The sequence below is a fragment of the Pseudomonas sp. SMV7 genome (assembly GCF_052041995.1).
In the GTDB taxonomy this organism is placed as follows: Bacteria; Pseudomonadota; Gammaproteobacteria; order Pseudomonadales; family Pseudomonadaceae; genus Aquipseudomonas.
This window is the reverse complement of sequence record NZ_JBKGGT010000010.1, coordinates 24,175-43,610: the sequence shown is the minus strand read 5'-3', so window position 1 is coordinate 43,610 and position 19,436 is coordinate 24,175. Positions and strand designations below refer to the sequence as shown.

The window sequence follows — 19,436 nt, the reverse complement described above, 5'->3', positions numbered from 1 at the left end:
CCGTGCAAGGTCCCCGGGCGCTTTATTTGCCAGCGCCGGTACAAACCTTGAAGTGCATGGCCAAAGCATCGGAAAAATGCGTGCAGTTGATGCGTGCATGGCCTTGATAGTCCCGGGTCACGGCGAAGGCCGAGCCCGGCATCAGGAGCACCTTGTGCTGCTCCAGGCGCTGCATGAACGGCTGCAGGTCGGCCAGCTCAGGGTGATAGACCCACAGGAACATGCCGCCTTGCGGCGTTACGTCGAACTGCCAGCCACGCGCGCGCAACAATTGCTGGGTTTGCGCCTGCTGGCGGATCATGCGCTGCTGCAGGTCTTTCATGTGCCGGGCATAGGTGCCATCGGACAAGATGGTGTTGACGAAACGTTCGCAAAACGCTGGCACGGCAACGCAGGTCAGCAGCTTCAGGCGCGTCAGGGGTTCGATCAGCGCAGCCGAACAGGCGATGTAACCAACGCGCAGTGACGCGGACAGGCACTTGGAGAAACTGCCGATGTAGATGACCCGCTCGAGGTTATCCAGTTCGGCAAGGGTCTGGCGTACGCCGGGACTGAAGTCGCCATACACGTCATCCTCGACGATCAGAAAGTCGTGCTCAGTGGCCAGGCGCAGGATGTTGAAGGCACTGTGCGGGCTGATGTTGCCGCCGGTCGGGTTATGGAAGTTGCTGTTGCAGAAGAATGCCTTGACCTTGTGCCTGCCCAGGTGGGCTTTCATGTCCGCCACGTCCGGCCCGTCCTGGGTACGCCGCACGCCGAGCACATGGCCACCGGCCAGCTGGATCAGCTTGATCAGGTTGCCATTGCCGGGCTCGTCGACGAATACGTGGTCGCCAGGCTTGATCAGCAACCGCGCGACCAGGTCCAGCGCTTGCGTGGCACCCAGGGTGGTCAGCAACTGGCTTGGCCGGGCCTCGATACGGGTCAGGCGCTGCAGGTGCATGCACAGTTGCCTGCGCATGGGCAGGTAGCCCTGGATGTCGCCATATTCCGCCAGCGAGCTCTGCTCCAGCCGCGCGGTGCGGCGTATCGCCTTGGCCAGCAGCTCGGTGTCCCGCCAGGCCGGTGGCAGCCAGCCGCTGCCGAGCTTGGTGTAGTGCCGGCCACTTTGCAGCAGCGTGAACAATGGGTCGTCGGCCATGCTTGCCGGGGGCTCGGCAGGGCCGCTGTCTGGTGTACCTGGCTGGCGGCTGCTGCAGGCGACAAAGTAGCCGCGGCCTGGGATGGCGGTCAGCACACCTTCGCTGACCAGCCGGGCATAGCTGGAGACGACATCGTGGTAACTGCAGTCGGCCGCCGCGGTCAGCTTGCGGATGGACGGCATGCGCTGGCCAGGCAGCCACTCACCGGCTTCGAGGCGCTGTTTCAATTGGTCACGCAGGTTGTTCGGGCGCATGGCGGATCCGCCGACTGTTAGAAAAAACAGCCTAACAGTTAACCGGAAAGTGCGTCGACTGTTTGCATTTCAGGGCGCGGCAGGTGCCACCATTCACCCGTCGGCGCCATTACAGGGTGCCGGATACCGACCGTCCAGCCACCTGAGCACATGCCATGTCGAGCACACTTCCGCGGCGCACCTACCTGTATTTCACGGCGCAATCGATCAACCTGACGACTGCGGTCATGTCGGTGACCATGGCCGCCACTGTCGGGGCGGCGCTGGCGCCTGCCAGCACCTGGTCCACGGTGCCTTACGGTTTCCAGTTCCTGTGCATGATGCTGGCCACCTACCCGGTCTCCAGGCTGATGAGCCGAATCGGCCGCAAACGCGCATTCATGCTCGGCTCGATACCGCTGGCCGTATCCGGTATCAGCGGTTACCTGGCCGTGCAGGAACAGCACTTCGCGACGCTGGTGATCAGCCATTCGGCGCTGGGTATCTACATTGCGTTCGCCAACTTCAACCGTTTCGCCGCTACCGACAACCTGGCGCAACAGCTCAAGCCCAAAGCGCTTTCCCTGGTCGTGGCGGGCGGGGTGATTGCCGCCGTGGTCGGGCCGGCACTCACCGAATGGCTCCGTGACGTTGACGGCTATCCACTGTTCGCGCTGTGTTACGCCGCCTTGCTCGGCCTGGCAGCAGTGTCCTTGCTGGTCGCGGCCTGCCTGCCCGGCGATGGCGCACGGGCCAGCCTGGTGCAGGTGGAAAGACCGGCCGGCGCAACCGCCGCACCGCTCGGCCCGGTGCTGGCCGTGGCCATGGCAGTGGCTGCGCTGGGATATGGGGTCATGAATCTGCTGATGATCCAGGCGTCCCTGCACATGGAACACATGCGGGAGGACTTCGCCGACGTGCGCCTGGCCATTCAGTGGCATGTGGTCGCCATGTTCGCACCCTCGTTCTTCACGGGGGCGATCATTCACCAGATCGGGATCAGGGCGACCATCTGCGCCGGCCTGGGGCTGTTGATCGGCTGCGCAGCCATGAACCTGGGGTCGCACAGCTACGCCATGATGACCCTGTCGCTGATCGCCCTTGGCCTGGGCTGGAACCTGACCTACGTGGGCGGTGGGGCGTTGCTGGCGCAAGCGCTGCAGAACAGCCCGTCAGCCATGCAGATGCAGGGGAAGAACGACCTGGCCATTGCCCTGTTCGCGACCGTTGGCGCTTTCAGCCCGTCGCTGTTGCTGGGCACGCTCGGCTGGGACGCGACCAATGCCATCTGCATGGCGCTGTGCATGGTGCTGCTCCTGGCCGCCGGCTACGTACTGCGCGGCCCGGAGCCGGGGCGCGCAGCTGCGGTTCAGGTCAGGCGCCGTGGCACTTCTTGAACTTTTTCTGGCTACCGCACGGGCAGGGGTCGTTACGGCCGACGTCCTTCAGGGCGTTGCGTACCGGCTCCTGGTGGCCGTGGTTGCAGTGCGGGCCGTGGACGTGGCCATGATCGTGGTGGTGATCATGATCGTGGTTGCAGTCAGGGCCATGAACGTGGGGTTGCTGGGACATTGCGGGGTTACTCCGGGTGATGATCGCCGGGGATTATCTCACCACTGCGCGACAAGTGCAGGTCTCGATGCAGGAGCAACCCGGTCGCCAGTTCAGCCTGCAGGCTGTAATGCAGCGGCTGGCCGCTCTTGAGCAGCTTGGCCAAAGGTTTCAGGTGCTGCCACAGGTTGGTCCGCGCGGTGATCTTGAAGGTGCGTCGGGCATGCCCGCCAACGCTGCGCCACAGGCTGGTTTCATCCTGCACCAGCAGCAGCTCGTTGAGGCGTATGGCGTACGACAGGTTGCGGATGAACAGGCGGCTGTCATTGGGGTTGTCGACTTGCAGGTGCAGCACGAACTCCTGTTCCAGCAACCGGGCCTTCACCGTCTCGACTTCGACCAGGCGTACCTCGGGTTCGCGCCAGTCGCCGCCGCCCCAGCTGCTGCAACCCGCCAGCAATGCCAGGCAGGCGAGCAGCGGGCCGAGCAGCAGGCGGGCGTGGGCGTTCATGCTCAGCTACCTACATAGCTGGCGCAGCATTTCTTGAACTTCTGGCCACTGGCGCAGGGGCAGGGGTCATTGCGCCCGGCCTTGAGCCCGACCGTCGGGTCGATGAAGTACCAGCGCCCGGCATGCTGGACGAAGGCCGAACGTTCGCGGTGCTGGTGATCGCCCTCCTGGTCGTGCCAGCGTGCGGTGAAGGTCACAAAGGCATGCTCAGGCTGGCCACCCAACACCTCCGCCGCTTCGACCTCCAGGCCAAGCCAGGTGCTCTGGGCACTCCAGGCGGCCATGGCGGCACGGTCCAGGCCGGCTTGCTGGGCCGGCAGGGTGGTGGCCACCAGGTAGTCGACCAGGCCCAGCACATAGGCACTGTAGCGCGAGCGCATCAGCGCCTGGGCATCCGGCGCCGGGGTACCGGCATGGTAGTGCCCGCAGCAGGCGTCGAGCAGGTTGCCACTGCCGCAAGGGCAGACCGAGACACTCATCTTCACCACCAGTACTTGCCAAAGTTTTCAGGGTTGGCCCAGAACTTGGCGTTGAGCCAGTCCGGTACCTGCTTGTAGTCGTGTAGATCATAGGTGAACAGGCTCAAGACCTGCTCACCACGGCAGAATTTCTCGCTGGCCGACAGGGCCAGGGCGAAAAAGTCGGTGTCCTGCCAGCCACAGGCGGCCAGGTCGGCCAGCACTGCAACCCGGCTGGCATTGAGATTACGCACGCCGCCGAGCAGTTCCAGGCCCGTGCGCTTGGGCAGATGCTCCAGGCAGTCCACCAGCAGCGCCAGGTCAAAGCGCTGGGCCGCAAGTTCGGCCGGCAGCGGGCCAGGGGCTGCGCTGGCGATGGTCACCTGCGGGTGCGCCTGGGCGAAGGCGTCCAGGGCCGGAAAGCGCGCGCCCACCAGCAGCAGGCGTTGCGGGGTGAAGCGCTCGAGCAGGGCGGCCAGGGCCTGCTGCGGCGTGCGCTGGGAAAAGCGGTCGTTCATTGCAAGTCCTCTTCAAGTCGTCCAAGACTAGCGGGCCACAGCGTGTGGGCAAAGAGGCATGTGACCGCGTCGTGGCTTATTGCTGGCAGGGATCGAATGCGCGGTCTTTACTCCGAGAGATCGGCCTTATGCCGATTCCCCCTAGGAGAAGCAATGAAATGAGCATAGTACGCACAGCGATACCCCTGGTCCTGCTCACCAGTGTGTTGACTGGTTGTGCAGGTTTGCAAAAGACCGACTGGCCGAAATGTGCCGCCGTCGGGGGTGTAGGCGGCGCCGCCCTGGGCGCTATCGAAAGTTCCAGCTGGGCTGGCTGGGGCGCGTTGCTGGGCGGTGGCCTGGCGGCAGGCTACTGCTGGTCCCATGGCGATGGTGACGAGGATGGCGATGGCGTGCCCGACAGCCGCGACAAGTGCCCCGGCACTCCGCGCGGTGTGCAGGTGGATGCCAACGGTTGCCCGCCTGAGCCGGCGCCAGTGGTCGAGGAAGTGGTGGTGCAGAAGGAAGAAGTCATCGTCATCCGCGATGTGCACTTCGAATTCGATTCTGCCCGCCTGACTGCCAGTGACAAGGAGCGCCTCAATACCATTGCCACCCGCCTGAAACAGGAAGCACCGTCCGCCCGCCTGAGCGTCAGCGGCCATACCGACAGCGTCGGCTCCGACAGCTACAACCAGAAACTGTCCGAACGCCGGGCCCACGCGGTAACCGACTACCTGGTCGAGCGCGGCGTGCCGCGCAGCAGCTTCGTGTCGGTGGTCGGGGCGGGTGAAACCCAGCCGGTAGCGGACAACGCCACGGCCGACGGGCGCGCCATGAACCGCCGTACCGAGATCAAGATCCAGCGGTAGGGCGGCACGCGCCCGTGCCTTGAGCCGTGGCACGGGCGCGTCCTCACTGGCCAGGCGCAGCGCGTGGCCAATGACACAGGAGCGTTCAGCATGAATGTGACGTCGACGGCGGCGCTACCGTTGTTGGTGGCTGCCAGCCTGCTCGCGGGTTGCGCCAGCCGCAGCGATGGCAGTGCGCCGCTGAACCAGAGGACCTGGCCCCTCTGCAGCCTGCTCGGCGGCCTGGCCGGTGGTGGCCTGGGCGCCATCGAAAGTTCGGCCTGGGCGGCTGGCGGCGGTGCCCTTGGCGCCGTCACCGGAGGCCTGGTCTGTTACGCCCAGGATGGCGATGAAGATAACGACGGTATTTTCGACCGCCGCGATCACTGCCCCGATACCCCCGGCGGGGTCCCCGTCGACCACATGGGCTGCCCATTGAAGCAGTACCCCGCAACGCCACCGGTCAGCGAGCCTGAGCCCTCGCCGGAGGTGGTCATCCTGGATGACAACGGCGCGGTGATGTTCGCCTTCGATTCCGCCGAGCTGACGCCAGCGGCCCAGCAGCGCCTGCAAGGCCTGGTGACGAGACTCGCTTCGCCGACGGTGGCCAAGGTCCGGGTGATCGGCCATACCGACAGTGTCGGCTCCGACAGCTATAACCAGGTGCTTTCCGAACGCCGCGCTGGCAGCGTCGCCGAGTACCTGATCGGCCAGGGGCTGGCGCCGGGCAAGGTCACCAGCCAGGGGCGTGGCGAAAGCGAACCGCTCGCCGACAATGAAAGCGAGGAGGGGCGCGCGCGCAACCGACGGGTGGAGCTGCATCTCAACTGAGCGGTGCTGGCGCCTGCCTTGGCATTGCAGTTAATGTGCTTCGCACGGCGCGCTCGAATGGGCGTCTCGACATAACAACAATCCATCAGGGGCGGGGTATGAAGTTCATCCTGGGCTTGGGCAAGGTCCTGACAGTCGCATTCTGGGGCGTGGTGTTATTCAACCTGTTGCTGCCACAACCCTTGCCTTTCAATCTGCTGATCAATGCCGCTGGCATCGCCCTGCTGGGCCTGCACCTGCTTGAAGTGCTGTTCTTCAATGGCAGCTTGCGCGGGCGCAGCCACCGCTGGTTCGATCGGTTGCAGATCTTGCTGACGGGCATCTTCCATGTCATGTCCATTCCCCGTGCGCAGGAGGCGCCGCGAAATGCGTAATCTGATGTTGCTGGCCATGCTGGCCGTTCCACTGGCCCAGGCCGAGAGTCTCGAGGTCGCAGCCAACTCCATGCTGCGCCTGCCCGACAAGTCGGCCAGTGTGCACCTTGCGCAGTTGCGTGTCGCCGACGCCGCCACCCTGCTGCTGCCGGCCACCTTGGCGGAACTGAAGGTCGACCAGCTGGAGCTGGGGCGGGATGCGCGTATCGCCATTGCACCCTCCGACAGCCCGCTGCTGATCGAAGCGCGTAGCGCGCGTCTGGCCGAGGGCAGCGAATTCAGTGCACCGGGGGCGGCGGGTACGTACCAGCGGGCAGCCCGCTCGGGGCGGAGCCTGGAGCTGAAGCTGACGGAAGTGGACGCGGAGCGGCTGCTGATCGATGCCCGCGGTGGTGCTGGTGCGCCCGGGTACGTGGGGCTCGATGGCGCCAATGGCCAGGCCGGTGGCTGCACCTGGGGCCAGGCCAGCCGCGGTGCCAACGGCGATGACGGTGGCAACGGCCATGATGGTGCACCGGGTGGGCGCATTCGCCTGAGCGTGCCGCAGGGCTTCCCGCAGGAGCGCATCGTGGTGCGCCTGGACGGCGGCGCAGCGGGCAAGGCCGGGGCGCCAGGCAAGGCAGGCAAGGGCGGGGCCAGCAAGGGCTGCCTGGTGTACAGCACCGAGGCGGGCGCCAATGGCCGGCCGGGGCAACCGGGGCAGCCAGGGGCGGCGGGGGCAACGGGTGAGTTGATCCTGCAACGCCTGTAGAAGCCCTACCGCATGCCCTTGCAGGAGCGGCGATGGGCTGCTCCTGCAGGGGGCGTATCCTGTCAGATCACCAGGCGCGAGCTGGCCACGGCGACGACCGCCAGGCCGAGCAGCAGGTTGATCCCCACCATTCGCCGGATCCGCCCGAGCACCGCTGCACCCGCCGGCCAGTCCTCGGCCTGCACCGCCGCTTTCAGCTCGGGTAGCAGCAACGCCTGCACGCGCATGAACAGGGCAAACATCGCGATACCACCACCGATCATCACCTGCACATACTTCGGTGCGGTCTCGAAGCCGCTGAAGCGCATGTGCAACATACCGATACCGCTGATCGCCAAAATCGCCACGGCCAGCCAGACCCAGCCGAAGAAACGTCGGAAAACTTCCACCCACAAACGCAGCCGCGCAGGCCCTTCCAGGGCTGCAACCGTGGCCGGGCGCAGAACCAGCCAGGCGAAGAACATGCCGCCGACCCACACCAGGGCGGCCAATACATGCAATGTGTAAGGCAGGGCAAAGGCAAGCATCCGGATCTCCATGCGGCATAAAGGGCAATAGCGGGGTATGATAGCCGCCCCATGCGAAACACTGAAAATATATCCAGCCCGCCGGGCGCCTGCAGACCATGATCAGCAACGAACTCAAAGCCACCATCCAGGGCGCCTACACGCGTTTTCTCGAAGCCAAGGGCCTCAAGCCGCGCTATGGCCAGCGCCTGATGATCGCCGAAGTGGCCAAGGTGCTTGGCGACATCGCCTGCGACGACGAAGGCCGCCGCGCCGGCGAACCCGCCGTGGTGGCGGTGGAGGCGGGCACTGGTACCGGCAAGACCGTGGCCTACAGCCTGGCGGCCATTCCGGCCGCCAAGGCCGCCGGCAAGCGCCTGGTGATCGCCACGGCTACCGTGGCGTTGCAGGAGCAGATCGTGTTCAAGGACCTGCCCGACCTGATGCGCAGCAGCGGGCTCAACTTCAGCTTCGCCCTGGCCAAGGGCCGCGGTCGCTACCTGTGCCTGTCCAAGCTCGACATCCTGTTGCAGGAGGGGCATGCCCAGTCGGCCACTGCCCAGCTGTTCGAGGAAGAGGGCTTCCGCATCGAAGTCGACGAGCGCAGCCAGAAGCTGTTCAACAGCATGATCGAGAAGCTTGCCGGCAACCGCTGGGACGGCGACCGCGACAGTTGGCCTGAAGCCCTGGAGGACCAGGACTGGGCGCGCCTGACTACCGACCACAGCCAGTGCACCGGTCGCCATTGCCCGAATTTCCAGCAGTGCGTGTTCTACAAGGCGCGCGAAGGCATGGGCAAGGTCGACGTGATCGTCACCAACCACGACATGGTCCTGGCCGACCTGGCGCTGGGCGGCGGTGCGGTGCTCCCCGACCCGCGCGACACCCTGTACGTGTTCGATGAAGGCCACCACCTGCCAGACAAGGCCATCGGCCATTTCGCCCACTATTCACGCCTGCGCTCCACTGCCGACTGGCTGGAGCAGACCGCCAAGAACCTGACCAAGCTGCTGGCCCAGCACCCGCTGCCCGGTGACCTGGGCAAGTACATCGAGCAGGTGCCCGAGCTGGCGCGGGAAGTGCGTACCCAGCAGCAATTCATGTTCACCCTGTGCGAGCAGGTTGCCGATTTCCGCCCCGGCGAGGACAACGAAGGCCGGGAGCGCCCGCGCTACCGTTTCGAAGGCGGCGTGGTGCCGGAGCAGATCCGCGAAGTGGGCATCGAGCTGAAAAAGGGCTTTGCCCGTCTCAATGACCTGTTCACCCGGCTGGCCGACCTGCTCAAGGAGGGCATGGACGGCGAGGTCAACATCGGTATCGCCAGCCACCAGGCCGAAGAGTGGTACCCGCTGTTCGGCAGCCTGGTCACCCGCGCCCAGGGCAACTGGGAACTATGGACGGCCTTCACCGCCGAAGACCCGGAAGACAGCCCACCCATGGCGCGCTGGCTGACCCTGGCCGAGAGCGGGGCGCTGTTTGATATCGAGGTCAACGCCAGCCCCATCCTGGCCGCTGACATGCTTCGTCGCAGCCTGTGGAACGTTGCTCACGGCGCGTTGGTGACCTCGGCGACGCTGACCGCGCTGGGTAAGTTCGACCGCTTCCGCATGCGCTCGGGCTTGCCGCGCGATGCGGTCACCTGCGTGGTGCCCAGCCCGTTCGTGCATGGTGATGCCGGCCTGCTGCGGGTCCCCGACCTCAAGGCCGACCCGCGCGACGCGGCGGCGCACACCGCAGCGATCATCCGCGAGTTGCCCAACATCGTCGAGGATGCCCGTGGTGCGCTGGTGCTGTTCTCCTCACGCAAGCAGATGCAGGACGTGTTCGATGGGCTGGACCGTGACTGGCGCAAACTGGTGCTGATCCAGGGCAACCTGTCCAAGCAGGAAACACTGAACAAGCACAAGGCGCGGGTCGACGACGGCCAGCACAGCGTACTGTTCGGCCTCGCCAGCTTTGCCGAAGGGGTCGACCTGCCGGGGGCCTATTGTGAACACGTGGTGATTGCCAAGATCCCCTTCGCCGTGCCCGACGACCCGGTCGAAGCCGCATTGGCGGAATGGATCGAGGCCCGCGGTGGCAACCCGTTCATGGAAATTGCCGTGCCCGATGCCTCGCTGCGGCTGATCCAGGCCTGTGGCCGCCTGCTGCGAACCGAACAGGATCGCGGCGTTATCACCTTGCTTGATCGGCGTCTGGTCACCCAGCGCTACGGCAAGGCTATTCTCAATGCGCTGCCGCCGTTCCGGCGGGAGATTTCCTGACTGCCGGAGCAGTTGCTCCGGCGCGTTGTCCATTCCTCTGTCGTGGGCCATGAGGGCCCTGAAGGAGAGCCCAAGCCTTATGGTCCGCCGCACCCTGCCCGCCGTAATCGCCCTGTTGTTCAGTTCACCCTTGCTGGCGGGGCAGCAGACGCTCTTCAGCTTCGTGCGCCCGGCCTCGGTGGTCAATGTGCAGACCGAGGATGCCGGCCTGCCTCAGTACAATGCGGAGCAGACGGCTGAAGGCGAGGTGTTGCGGCGGGTGGTGTTCAACCCGGCCCAGCGGCCGACGCTGCGCCTGAGCCCGCAAAGCGGGGTGTGGGACTGGTCCGCTGGGCAGTTCCTGACCTTGCGCCTGCAAAGCGCAATGGATTGGGCGCTGACCGTGGATGTCACGGTGCAGGGCAGTGATGGCCGCACCTTGACCAGCCGCATCGACTTGCCGGCCGGCCCGGCCCAGACCGTGATGGTACCGTTGACGGCCAGCTCGCCGCTCAGCCAGGGCATGCGCGCCGGCCCACCGATGCCCTGGAGCCATGAGGGCCAGCGCCTGTTGCTGGCCAGCAGCGCCGGGGCGCTAGACCTCAGGCAAGTGGCCTCGGTCAGCTTGAGCATCCCCAGCCCCAAGGTGGCGCAGAGCTTGCTGATCGAGCGGGTGGGCATCCAGGATGACGACCAGGCTTACCAGGCGGCCTACCATGAGCTGATCGACGCCTATGGCCAGTCCACTCGTGGCCACTGGCCGGAAAAGGTTGTCAATGACGAACAGCTCAAGGCGGCTGATGCGCGCGAGCAGCAACAGCTCAAGGGCTGGCTGGCAGAACGTGGCAAGCAGCAACTGGATGCCTACGGTGGCTTGCTGGCCGGGCCGGCGTTCGAGGCCAAAGGCTTCTTTCGCACCGAAAAGCGCAACGGCCGCTGGTACCTGGTAACACCGGACGGGCACCCGTTCTACTCGTTGGGGGTGAATGCCGTCGCCGCAGATGGCGGGCGCACCTACATCAGCGGGCGTGAAGGCATGTTCAAGGCGTTGCCGGGTACAGGTGATGCACTGGCCGCCTTCTATGGCGAAGGCAACAACGACGACGGCAATGCCTCGTCGCAAGGGCGCAACTTCAAGCAGGGACGCTGGTTCGACTTCTATGCCGCCAACCTGCAACGCACCTATGGCAAACCCTGCCCGTCCGCAGCAGACGGGCAACCGGCCAGTTGCCCACCGCTGGTGCTGGATGCCGCTCGTTGGCAGGGGCACGCCCTCGACCGCCTGCAAGCCTGGGGTTTCAACACGCTCGGCAACTGGAGCGAGCCGGCCCTGGGCCAGGCCAGGCGCATGCCATACACCTTGCCACTGTCGATCGTGGGCGATTACGCCAGCATCAGCACTGGCATGGACTGGTGGGGGCGCATGCCCGATCCGTTCGACCCGCGTTTTGCCATGGCCACCGAGCGTGCCGTGGCCATCGCCGCCCGCGATCACCGTGACGACCCCTGGCTGATCGGCTATTTCGCCGACAATGAACTGGCCTGGGCCGCCCCTGGCGGTGACCCCAAGGCCCGTTACGGGCTGGCTTACGGCACGTTGCGCCTGACCACCGATGTGCCGGCCAAGCGCGCTTTCCTCAAGCAACTGCGCGACAAGTACCGCAACCAGGAAGGGCTGTCCAAGGCCTGGGGTATCGAACTGGCTGCCTGGGAACTGATGGAGGATCCAGGCTTCGAAGCGCCGCTGCCGAACCCCGAGCACCCGGAGATCGAGCGCGACTACCAATATTTCCAGCAGGTGTTTGCCGATACCTACTTCAAGACCATTGCCGACTCGCTGAAGTGGCATGCGCCGAATCACCTGCTATTGGGTGGCCGTTATGCCCTCAGCACACCCGAGGCGCTCAAGGCCTGTGCCGAATTCTGCGATGTGCTCAGCTTCAACTTCTATACCCTCAAGCCGCAGGATGGCTACGACTTCGCCAGCCTGGCCGAGCTGGACAAGCCGGTGCTGGTGTCGGAATTCCAGTTCGGCTCGCGTGATCGCGGCCCATTCTGGCCGGGGCCGCTGGAGCTGGCGCGGGAAGAAGACCGTGGCCCGGCCTACGGCAATTTCCTCAAGGCGGCTCTGGCACAGCCGATGATTGTCGGCGTGCACTGGTTCCAGTACCTCGATCAACCGGCCAGCGGGCGGCTGCTCGATGGTGAAAACGGCCACCTCGGGCTGGTGGCAATCACCGATATGCCGTATCCGGGATTCGTCGAGGCCGTGCGCAAGAGCAACCTGCAGGCCATGGGCCAGCTGCGCGCCGAGCTGGAGAAGCCTGCCCCATAGCTCAGCCAGGCCTGCGCAGGAGCGTGGTGCGTCTGGTTGCACCATTCGTCGCGACCACCCAGCCCAAGCCAGTTTGCAAAACGCCAAACTACTGAAACAATGCACACCATTTTTCGGAAATGGTCGTACGGAGAACAGCGGGTGCAGATCCAGGGTCACTATGAGCTGAAGTTCGAAGCGGTGCGCGAAGCCTTCGCTGCCCTGTTCGATGATCCCCAGGAGCGTGGCGCCGCGCTGTGCATCCAGGTCGGTGGCGAAACCGTTGTCGACCTGTGGGCCGGCAGTGCCGACAAGGATGGCCAGCAGGCCTGGCACAGCGACACTATCGCCAACCTGTTCTCCTGCACCAAGACCTTCACTGCGGTAACCGCCCTGCAGCTGGTCGGCGAGGGCAAGCTGGCCCTGGATGCCCCGGTGGCCAACTACTGGCCCGAGTTCGCCCAGGCTGGCAAACAGGCAATCACCCTGCGCCAGCTGCTCAGCCACCGCGCCGGCCTGCCGGCCCTCCGCGAGTTGCTGCCGGCCGAAGCCTTGTACGACTGGCAGACCATGGTTGATGCCCTGGCCGCCGAGACGCCCTGGTGGGCGCCTGGCACCGAGCACGGCTATGCCGCCATTACCTACGGCTGGCTGATCGGCGAGCTGATCCGTCGTGCCGACGGCCGTGGCCCTGGTGATTCGATCGTGGCCCGTACTGCGCGCCCACTGGGGCTGGATTTCCATGTCGGCCTGGCGGACGAGGAGTTCCACCGCGTGGCGCATATCGCCCGTGGCAAGGGCAACCCCGGGGACGCAGCGGCGCAGCGCCTGCTGCAGGTCACCATGCGTGAGCCCGAGGCGCTGTCGACACGAGCCTTCACCAACCCGCCGGCAATCCTGACCAGCACCAACAAGCCGGAGTGGCGGCGCATGCAACAGCCGGCGGCCAATGGCCATGGCAACGCGCGCAGCCTGGCGGGCTTCTATGCCGGGCTGCTGGATGGCAGCCTGCTCGAATCCGAGCTGCTCGATGAACTGACCCGCGAGCACAGCCTCGGCCAGGACCGCACCTTGCTCACCCAGACCCGTTTCGGCCTGGGCTGCATGCTTGACCAGCCCGAGGTGGCCAATGCCACCTTTGGCCTCGGCGCGCGCGCCTTCGGCCACCCTGGCGCCGGCGGCTCGGTCGGTTTCGCCGACCCGGAGTACGACGTGGCCTTCGGTTTCGTGGTCAATACCCTGGGTCCTTACGTGCTGATGGACCCGCGAGCCCAGCATCTGGTGCGCGTACTTGCAAGTTGCCTTTGATCGGGTAGTGCGGGTATTGCCGCATGCCTTTGACTATCCTCAATGCCAATGCCTGAAGCGTGTAGGCAAAATTTCTTTCTATTTCATGGTGTATCGCTGATGTCTTCACATAAAACCTTAGCACTCGCCTTGTGCCTGACCGCTGTCACCGGCTGCGCCAGTCACTCCCAGGACGCCTCGAAGGACAGCGGCTCGAGCTGGTGGCCCTTCGGTTCGGACAAGGTTGCCGAGCAGGAAGTGAAGCAAGCCGTGACTGAAAACGTCGCCAAGACCGACGCCAAGTCCGAAAGCTCCAGCCGTTGGTGGTGGCCATTCGGTGCTGAACAGAAGCAGGCCAAGGGGCCGGTGGTACCGAAGATCGACGAGAAGGCCACCCAGGCCTGGCTGGACGAGTACGAGCCCAAGCTGCGTGAAGCGATCAAGGGCAGCAAGCTGGAGCTCGAGCGTCGTGACAACGTGCTGGCCGTAACCATTCCGGTGGACGGCTCGTACAACCCTGACCGCCCGAACATGCTGCTGCCGATGACACTGGGCCCGATTACCCGCGTGGCCAAGACCGTCGAAGGCGACGCCAAGACCGCCGTGCTGGTGCTCGGCCATGCCGACAGCAGCGGTGTCGCTGCCGCCAACCAGAAGCTCAGCCTGGAGCGCGCCGCTTCGGTGTCGGCCATCTTCCGTCTCAGCGGCCTGCAGCGCGACCGTCTGAACCTCAAGGGCATGGGTTCGGTCATGCCGCGCGCCGCCAACGACAGTGCCGAGGGCCGCGCCTTGAATCGCCGCGTGGAAATGCTGCTGACCCCGCAGAACACCATGGTTGCCCTGTTGGCCAAGTACCAGCAGGCGGCCCCGGCCCCGGCGCCAGCCTCGATGGTGGCGGTGCAGGATAGCAAGGCGCCAGCCGCCAAGGCTGCCGACAGCAAGCCGGCGGCCAAGGCTGCGGCGAAGAAGCCTGTAGCCAAGGCCAAGGCGCCAGCCAAGACCACCGCCAAGAAAAAAGCCGCGCCGGCCAAGCCTGCGGCCAAGAAAGCTACCGCTGAGAAGAAAGTAGCTGTCAACAGCCCTGCGAAGACCAACTGATCGTCAAGGAACGCAGCAATGACTCAATCCCTGGCTGATATGCGCCGCGACTACACCCGTGATGGCCTGGCCGAAGCCCAGGCCCCGGGGGAGCCGTTCGCCCTGTTCCACCAGTGGTTCGCCGATGCGGTGAAAACCGAGCAGGCCCCGGTGGAAGCCAATGCCATGACCCTGGCCACCGTCGATGCCGACGGCCGCCCCCATTGCCGCGTATTGCTGCTCAAGGGGCTCGATGAGCGTGGTTTCACCTTCTTCACCAACTACGACAGCGCCAAGGGCCAGCAATTGTTGGCCAACCCCTACGCCGCCATGACCTTCTTCTGGCCGGCGCTGGAGCGCCAGGTGCGCATCGAAGGGCAGGTGGAAAAGGTCACGGCCGAGGAATCGGACGCCTACTACCAGGTACGCCCTCTGGGTAGCCGCCTGGGGGCCTGGGCATCGCCGCAGAGCCGGGTGATTGCCGGTCGTGAGGAACTGGAAAGCCTGGTCAAGGCTACCGAGGCACGCTTCTCCGACACCCAGCCGCATTGCCCGGAACACTGGGGCGGGTACCGCTTGCTACCTGAGCGGGTCGAGTTCTGGCAGGGCCGGGCCAGCCGGTTGCATGACCGGCTGAATTACCGCCTGGTCGATGGGCAATGGCAGCGGGAACGCCTGGCGCCCTGACATTCAGGGGCCGCCTTGCGGCCCTTTCACGATGTGGGGTGCAGCCCGGTTCCCTGTAGGCGCGGCCTTGTGTCGCGATGGGCTGCGCAGCCGCCCCGACAACCGCCCGGACTACCCCGGATACCCCGCCGCCTCGCGCTCCAGCCACCCCGCCAACTGCTTGCGCTGCACCTTCTCCAGCCGTGCCTGTTCCAGCTTTTGCAGCATGTACGCGCGCTTGCCAGGGTCCGCACCGGCCAGCGACAACGCCAGGTCACGGTCTATCCAGTGGCGCATGCGCACATACAGCCAGCCGTGGAAGTACAGCCCCGCAACGGTGGTGACCACGACGATGAAGTAATCCATGGCTATCCTTGGTCTCAATTGAAAAGGCATCGGCGCAGCCACGCTGGCTGTACCTCGGCTGAATGAAAACAATTTTATGGCGCATGTACCGTGACAGTCGTCAACGTGCAGCGTCTAATACGCATCTGACTTATGGAGACATTACCCATGCGTAAATCCGCTTTGCTGGTGGCGACCTTCACCACCATGTCGTTGTTGCTGGGTGGCTGTGCCTCTAGCCTGACCGGTGACAGCTACTCCCGTGATGAGGCCCGCCGCGTGCAGACCGTGCGTATGGGCACCATCGAATCCCTGCGCCCGGTCAAGATCGAGGGTACCAAGACCCCGATCGGCGGTGGTGCTGGCGCCATCGTGGGTGGCGTGGCCGGCAGCGCCGTGGGTGGTGGCCGTGGCAGCATCGTCGCCGCCGTGATCGGTGCCGTTGCCGGTGGCCTGGCCGGTTCCGCAGCTGAAGAAGGCCTGACCCGCACCCAGGGCGTGGAAATCACCGTACGTGAGGACGACGGCAGCATGCGTGCCTATGTCCAGGCCGTGCAGGAGAACGAAATCTTCCGCGTTGGCGACCGCGTGCGCATCATGACCGTCGACGGTACCAGCCGCGTCTCGCACTGACCGTAGCGCAACCAGAAAAAACCCCGACATGGCTGCGCGCCAGTCGGGGTTTTTTCATGCTGTGGCCAGGTCAGCTAGCGCTGGGCTTGCGGCTGGCCATGGCGGTTACGGCGTAGCCGAACACGGCAGCAAGGAACGAGCCGGTCAGAATACCCATGCGGTCCATGCCGGCGAACTCGCTGCTGCCTGGCACGAAGGCGAGTGAGCCAACGAACAGGCTCATGGTGAAGCCGATGCCGCAGAGGATCGCCACGCCCAGTAACTGGCCCCAACTGGCGCCAGCAGGAAGAGCGGCCAGGCGCAGTTTGATGGCGACCCAGGTCAAGCCGAAGACGCCCACGGTCTTGCCCAGCAGCAGCCCTACGGCGATGCCCAGGGGCACTGGGTGAACGAAGCTGTCCAAGGTCATGCCTGCCAGCGATACACCAGCATTGGCGAAAGCGAACAACGGCAGGATGGCGTAGGCGACCCACGGGTGCAGGGCGTGTTCCAAGGCGTGCGATGGCGAACGTTCGCCATGGCCAGTGCGCAGCGGGATGCACAATGCCAGGGCAACGCCAGCCAGCGTGGCGTGCACGCCGCTCTTGAGCACGCAGACCCACAGGACCAGGCCCACGATCATGTAAGGCCCCAGCTTGACCACGCCAAGCCGGTTCATTGCCACCAATACCACCAGGCAGGCCGCGGCCAGCAGCAGCGACACGCTGGACAGGGTGCCTGAGTAGAACAGCGCGATGACGATGATCGCGCCCAGGTCATCGATGATCGCCAAGGTCATCAGGAACAGTTTCAGCGATACCGGCACGCGCTTGCCCAGCAGGGCCAGCACACCGAGGGCGAAGGCGATGTCGGTGGCGGTGGGAATTGCCCAGCCGGCCACCGCTGCCGGGTTGTCACGGTTGATGAACCAGTAGATCAGTGCCGGTACCACCATGCCGCCCACGGCGGCGGTAGCAGGCAGGATCACCTGGGACGGCCTGGACAGGTGGCCGTCGATCACTTCGCGCTTCACTTCCAGGCCGATCAGCAGGAAGAACAGCGCCATCAGGCCGTCGTTGATCCACAACAGCAGCGGCTTGGCAATCTGCAACGCGCCTACCTGAACGGCGACGGGCACGTCGAGCAGGCCGCTGTACAGGTAGGACAGCGGCGAGTTGTTGATGACCAGGGCCAGTACGGCCGCAGCGATCAGCAGCAGGCCGCTGGCGGCCTCGAGCTGCAGGAAACGGGTTAACAGGCTACGCACGGGCTATAGGCTCTCCATGGGCAGTTTACGGATGGAACGGGCGTACACCCTAGCCTGTGAAGTTATGCTTTAAAACAAAAACTATATTCTTTTTTGTTATATGTTGTTGCTGGGCTGGGCTGGAGGAAGCCTAGATGCAGAATGGGAAAGGTGGGGCAGGGAAAATCTGATGTTTTCTCGGGTTTTTCTTGCGCCCGTGAGGGGCCGTTCGCGGGTTGGCCCACGAACGAGCCCTCACAGGCCATGAACCGTCAGAGGCCGAGCATATCCCGCGCCACCGCCTCGGCAATGCGAATACCGTCGACACCTGCCGACAGAATCCCGCCCGCATACCCGGCGCCTTCACCCGCCGGGAACAGCCCCTTGAGATTCAGGCTCTGGAAGTCGTCACCGCGGGTGATGCGCAATGGCGATGAGGTACGCGTCTCGATCCCGGTCAACACTGCATCGTGCAGGTTGTAGCCCTTGATCTGCCGGTCGAATGCCGGCAATGCCTCGCGGATCGCCTCGATGGCGAAGTCTGGCAGGCTTGGCGCCAGGTCACCCAGGGTCACGCCTGGCTTGTAGGACGGCTCGACACTGCCCAGCGCGGTCGAGGGCCGGCCGGCGACGAAGTCGCCAACCAGCTGCGCCGGGGCCTGGTAGTTGCTGCCGCCCATCACATAGGCATGTGCCTCCAGGCGCTCCTGCAGCTCGATGCCGGCCAGCGGGCCGCCGGGGTAGTCGCGTTCGGGGTCGATACCCACTACGATCCCGGAGTTGGCGTTGCGCTCGTTGCGCGAGTACTGGCTCATGCCATTGGTAACCACCCGGCCTGGCTCGCTGGTGGCGGCGACCACGGTGCCGCCTGGGCACATGCAGAAGCTGTACACCGAACGGCCATTGCTGGCGTGGTACACCAGCTTGTAATCGGCAGCCCCGAGTTTCGGGTGGCCGGCGTATTTGCCCAGGCGCGCCTTGTCGATCAGCGTTTGCGGGTGCTCGATACGGAAACCCACCGAGAACGGCTTGGCTTCCATGTACACGCCCTTGGCGTGCAGCATGCGGAAGGTGTCGCGGGCACTGTGGCCCAGGGCCAGTACCACATGGCGCGAGTGCAGTTGCTCACCGCTCTCCAGCACCACGCCGGTCAGTTGGCCGTCGTCGATCAGCAGGTCGGTGACCTTCTGCTGGAAGCGTACCTCAGCACCCAGGGCGATCATGTCCTGGCGCATCTGCTCGACCATGCCGGTCAGGCGGAAGGTGCCGATGTGCGGCTTGTTGATGTACAGGATTTCGTCCGGCGCACCGGCCTTGACGAATTCTTCCAGCACTTTGCGGCCGTGGTGTTGCGGGTCCTTGATCTGGCTGTACAGCTTGCCATCGGAGAAGGTGCCGGCGCCGCCTTCGCCGAACTGCACGTTGGACTCGGGGTTGAGCACGCTCTTGCGCCACAGGCCCCAGGTGTCCTTGGTGCGCTGGCGCACTTCCTTGCCACGTTCGAGGATGATCGGCCTGAAGCCCATCTGCGCCAGCAGCAGGCCGGCGAAGATGCCGCACGGGCCGAAACCGACCACGATCGGGCGTTCCTGCAGGTTGGCCGGGGCCTGGCCGACGAACTTGTAGGTCACGTCGGGTGCCGGGCCGATGTTGCGATCGTCGGCGAACTTGCGAAGCAGCTCGGCTTCGTTGCTGGCTTCCAGGTCGATGGTGTAGATGAACAGCAGCTCGCTGTTCTTCTTGCGCGCATCGTAGCTGCGCTTGAACAGGTTGAAGCTGAGCAGTTGCTCGTCGCGGATGCCCAGGCGCTGGACGATGGCTTCACGCAGGGCTTCGTCGGGATGGTCCAGGGGCAGCTTCAGTTCGGTGATTCGTAGCATGGCAGGGTCCAGTATCCCGGCCATGGGCGGCCGGCGGCTTTACACAAACCGCCAAGTATAA

General features: G+C 64.9%; 20 protein-coding genes. 11 read left to right on the top strand and 9 right to left on the bottom strand.

The genetic code is table 11. From position 1 onward, the window contains the following. Positions 1-22 precede the first annotated feature (22 nt). Entirely contained in the window at positions 23-1,396 is a 1,374-nt protein-coding gene (locus tag ACLEJP_RS14080; RefSeq protein ID WP_440807238.1) for a PLP-dependent aminotransferase family protein, read from the bottom strand. 155 nt (positions 1,397-1,551) lie between these two features. Between ACLEJP_RS14080 and ACLEJP_RS14075 the strand changes: the two genes are divergently transcribed. Then, positions 1,552-2,772 (top strand): MFS transporter, encoded by a 1,221-nt coding sequence (locus tag ACLEJP_RS14075; RefSeq protein WP_440807236.1) that lies wholly within the window; start codon positions 1,552-1,554, stop codon positions 2,770-2,772. On the opposite strand, the gene ACLEJP_RS14070 is transcribed toward ACLEJP_RS14075, so the two are convergent. From ACLEJP_RS14070 to ACLEJP_RS14055, 4 genes are read right to left on the bottom strand one after another with little or no spacing between them, the layout of a single operon-like run. Next, positions 2,750-2,947: an SEC-C metal-binding domain-containing protein gene (locus ACLEJP_RS14070; protein ID WP_003258907.1), complete on the bottom strand. Its 198-nt coding sequence runs from the start codon at positions 2,945-2,947 to the stop codon at positions 2,750-2,752. The genes ACLEJP_RS14075 and ACLEJP_RS14070 overlap by 23 nt on opposite strands. A 7-nt stretch (positions 2,948-2,954) precedes the next feature. After that, on the bottom strand, positions 2,955-3,437 hold the full coding sequence (locus ACLEJP_RS14065; protein WP_440807233.1) for an LEA type 2 family protein: 483 nt from the start codon (positions 3,435-3,437) through the stop codon (positions 2,955-2,957). Positions 3,438-3,439: 2 nt separating this feature from the next. Then, positions 3,440-3,916: a YchJ family protein gene (locus ACLEJP_RS14060; RefSeq protein WP_225778972.1), complete on the bottom strand. Its 477-nt coding sequence runs from the start codon at positions 3,914-3,916 to the stop codon at positions 3,440-3,442. Positions 3,917-3,918: 2 nt separating this feature from the next. Next, positions 3,919-4,413, bottom strand: coding sequence for a DUF6231 family protein (locus ACLEJP_RS14055; RefSeq protein WP_440807230.1), 495 nt, complete (start codon positions 4,411-4,413; stop codon positions 3,919-3,921). A gap of 158 nt (positions 4,414-4,571) precedes the next feature. Between ACLEJP_RS14055 and ACLEJP_RS14050 the strand changes: the two genes are divergently transcribed. From ACLEJP_RS14050 to ACLEJP_RS14035, 4 genes are all read left to right on the top strand, one after another. Next, positions 4,572-5,264: an OmpA family protein gene (locus ACLEJP_RS14050; protein WP_289130291.1), complete on the top strand. Its 693-nt coding sequence runs from the start codon at positions 4,572-4,574 to the stop codon at positions 5,262-5,264. Between the two features lie 90 nt (positions 5,265-5,354). After that, entirely contained in the window at positions 5,355-6,074 is a 720-nt protein-coding gene (locus ACLEJP_RS14045; protein ID WP_440807228.1) for an OmpA family protein, read from the top strand. A gap of 98 nt (positions 6,075-6,172) precedes the next feature. Then, entirely contained in the window at positions 6,173-6,448 is a 276-nt protein-coding gene (locus ACLEJP_RS14040) for a DUF1145 domain-containing protein (protein WP_440807227.1), read from the top strand. Next, a complete protein-coding gene (locus ACLEJP_RS14035; protein WP_440807224.1) occupies positions 6,441-7,199 on the top strand; it encodes a collagen-like protein in 759 nt (252 codons plus the stop codon). The genes ACLEJP_RS14040 and ACLEJP_RS14035 overlap by 8 nt, the downstream gene beginning before the upstream one ends. A gap of 62 nt (positions 7,200-7,261) precedes the next feature. On the opposite strand, the gene ACLEJP_RS14030 is transcribed toward ACLEJP_RS14035, so the two are convergent. Further along, on the bottom strand, positions 7,262-7,726 hold the full coding sequence (locus ACLEJP_RS14030) for a CopD family protein (RefSeq protein ID WP_225778966.1): 465 nt from the start codon (positions 7,724-7,726) through the stop codon (positions 7,262-7,264). A 98-nt stretch (positions 7,727-7,824) separates the two neighbouring features. On the opposite strand from ACLEJP_RS14030, the gene dinG reads away from it, so the two are divergent. The 5 genes from dinG (at position 7,825) to pdxH (ending at position 15,313) form a co-directional block, all read left to right on the top strand. Continuing rightward, positions 7,825-9,969, top strand: a complete 2,145-nt coding sequence (dinG, locus tag ACLEJP_RS14025; protein WP_440807221.1) for an ATP-dependent DNA helicase DinG — start codon at positions 7,825-7,827, stop codon at positions 9,967-9,969. A gap of 79 nt (positions 9,970-10,048) precedes the next feature. Continuing rightward, on the top strand, positions 10,049-12,283 hold the full coding sequence (locus ACLEJP_RS14020; protein WP_440807220.1) for a beta-agarase: 2,235 nt from the start codon (positions 10,049-10,051) through the stop codon (positions 12,281-12,283). A 141-nt stretch (positions 12,284-12,424) separates the two neighbouring features. Beyond that, complete coding sequence (locus tag ACLEJP_RS14015; RefSeq protein ID WP_289130280.1) at positions 12,425-13,570, top strand: serine hydrolase domain-containing protein; 1,146 nt, start codon at positions 12,425-12,427, stop codon at positions 13,568-13,570. Between the two features lie 99 nt (positions 13,571-13,669). Beyond that, entirely contained in the window at positions 13,670-14,647 is a 978-nt protein-coding gene (locus ACLEJP_RS14010; RefSeq protein ID WP_440807216.1) for an OmpA family protein, read from the top strand. Between the two features lie 18 nt (positions 14,648-14,665). Continuing rightward, positions 14,666-15,313: a pyridoxamine 5'-phosphate oxidase gene (gene pdxH / locus ACLEJP_RS14005; protein ID WP_440807213.1), complete on the top strand. Its 648-nt coding sequence runs from the start codon at positions 14,666-14,668 to the stop codon at positions 15,311-15,313. A gap of 111 nt (positions 15,314-15,424) precedes the next feature. Here the strand turns inward: pdxH and ACLEJP_RS14000 are convergent, their stop codons facing one another. After that, positions 15,425-15,658, bottom strand: a complete 234-nt coding sequence (locus ACLEJP_RS14000) for a hypothetical protein (protein WP_289130271.1) — start codon at positions 15,656-15,658, stop codon at positions 15,425-15,427. A 147-nt stretch (positions 15,659-15,805) separates the two neighbouring features. On the opposite strand from ACLEJP_RS14000, the gene ACLEJP_RS13995 reads away from it, so the two are divergent. After that, positions 15,806-16,270: a glycine zipper 2TM domain-containing protein gene (locus tag ACLEJP_RS13995; RefSeq protein WP_009684613.1), complete on the top strand. Its 465-nt coding sequence runs from the start codon at positions 15,806-15,808 to the stop codon at positions 16,268-16,270. Between the two features lie 70 nt (positions 16,271-16,340). Here ACLEJP_RS13995 and nhaA read toward each other — a convergent pair whose 3' ends face one another. After that, positions 16,341-17,516 (bottom strand): Na+/H+ antiporter NhaA, encoded by a 1,176-nt coding sequence (gene nhaA, locus ACLEJP_RS13990; RefSeq protein ID WP_440807211.1) that lies wholly within the window; start codon positions 17,514-17,516, stop codon positions 16,341-16,343. 251 nt (positions 17,517-17,767) lie between these two features. Next, positions 17,768-19,375, bottom strand: coding sequence for an NAD(P)/FAD-dependent oxidoreductase (locus ACLEJP_RS13985; protein WP_440807209.1), 1,608 nt, complete (start codon positions 19,373-19,375; stop codon positions 17,768-17,770). Positions 19,376-19,436 lie beyond the last annotated feature (61 nt).